The 1,322-nt window shown below is 40.4% G+C and carries 2 protein-coding genes and 1 pseudogene; all 3 read right to left on the bottom strand.

The window, feature by feature from the left end; all coding sequences use genetic code 11:
- Nucleotides 1–715 (bottom strand): annotated as a pseudogene (locus tag ACFXI4_RS44695) (ATP-binding protein); the annotation flags it as partial.
- 28 nt (nt 716–743) lie between these two features.
- The gene (locus ACFXI4_RS44690; RefSeq protein ID WP_000985015.1) at nt 744–1,130 is read right to left on the bottom strand and encodes a YdcP family protein; all 387 of its coding nucleotides are present in this window, start codon (nt 1,128–1,130) and stop codon (nt 744–746) included.
- A gap of 15 nt (nt 1,131–1,145) precedes the next feature.
- On the bottom strand, nt 1,146–1,322 hold a 177-nt coding region (locus tag ACFXI4_RS44685; RefSeq protein ID WP_385003444.1), incomplete at its 5' end, for a DUF961 family protein.

Here is a 1,322-nt window from a genome sequence, read left to right as displayed (position 1 = left end):
GTATAAAGTAAGTTTTACCGCCACCTGTACCACCAGCAATCAACATATGAGGGAGCTTATCATATTCCCACCATACGTTTTTCATTAAGCGAAGTTTACCATCTTTAGCTTCTACTTCATCAATAGAAATACGACTGGCTATGGTGTCATAGAGCAAAGTATATTCCACATAGGAATCCTTTAACTCTTTATCCGTCAGCTCACAGTACAAGCCACTCTCTAATTTCTTTTCCAAGTGTAAGAGTTGGTCTTGATATTTTCCCAGCGTGATTTCCACCCGTATCTGTATCAAGCCATTTTTAAGTCGATAATACATTTTAGGGAAGTAGGTTATCTTTTCCTTTGTACGACCAGCACTATCTTTAAAGAAACCCTCTGTTTTGACCTGTTCAGATTCATACCACTTGTTTTCAAGTATCATCTTTGCCAGTTTTTGACGGTGGTAAAGTTGTTTAACCGTATCATAGCGAACCCGTTTGAATACAAACGCTACCAGCAAGCAGATAAGAATTGCGACACTGAAACTGATAATTAAATAGGGAATGTCAATCTTATCTGCTTGTGATAGGTTAAAATCCTGCCAGTTGATCTGCTGGATTGTCTTCACATGAAACAGTCCGACAACCAGCAGGAAAACAGGCAGGAGTGACGCTATCGTAAAATGAAAGACTAAATCTTTACCAGATGGGCGAATCCTTTTACCACGCTGTTTCATGCGAAAAAGTCTCCTTTCTACCTAGCGACTATTTGTCTTGTGTCGGTTCTTTCTTTGCTTGTGGTTGAGCTTTGAATGAACTAGAATCCTTTGTCAGCACAATATCGTCTGCCTTGATATACCAGTCAACATCTGCTCCTTGATAGGTGGCAGTAGCAACGGTGTCCGCAATGGGATTGATAAGTTCCACCCGTGCGTTATAATCAAACTCTTTCAAAGGCACGCTGGCAGGAATACTTACTTGAATCATGCGTCCTTGTCCTTTGGATTTTAAGTCATAGGTACGTTCCTTGATTTCATCTGAAACCGACCCGTCTTCATTTTGGATTCTCACTTCACGACGTAGAGCAGAGAATTTCAATTCTCCAAAAGTCGTGTCTTTATCTAATACAATGCCATTTGCTAATCTCATCATTTTTCCTCTCTTTCTTTATTCTTTTATCATGTCGTCAGCATGTAAAAGGTAATTTGTAAAACCACGAGTGCCGATTTTGTAGCCCTCTGCGGTAATACGTGGATTGACTAACTTCACACGTTCCTCAAAGCCGAAATGTTTTTCGCCAGCTTCAGCAGGAAGCACCACCACAATATCATCTGCTCTTTGAAC

Source organism: Streptomyces sp. NPDC059224 (assembly GCF_042754285.1).
GTDB lineage: Bacteria > Actinomycetota > Actinomycetes > Streptomycetales > Streptomycetaceae > Streptomyces.
Note: the sequence above shows the minus strand (reverse complement) of the source record. Positions and strands in the feature narration are given on the sequence as shown.

What these genes read in the sequence shown, in the direction of transcription:
- ACFXI4_RS44690 (WP_000985015.1), bottom strand. Translation starts at nt 1,130, where the DNA reads ATGATGAGATTAGCAAATGGCATTGTATTAGATAAAGACACGACTTTT.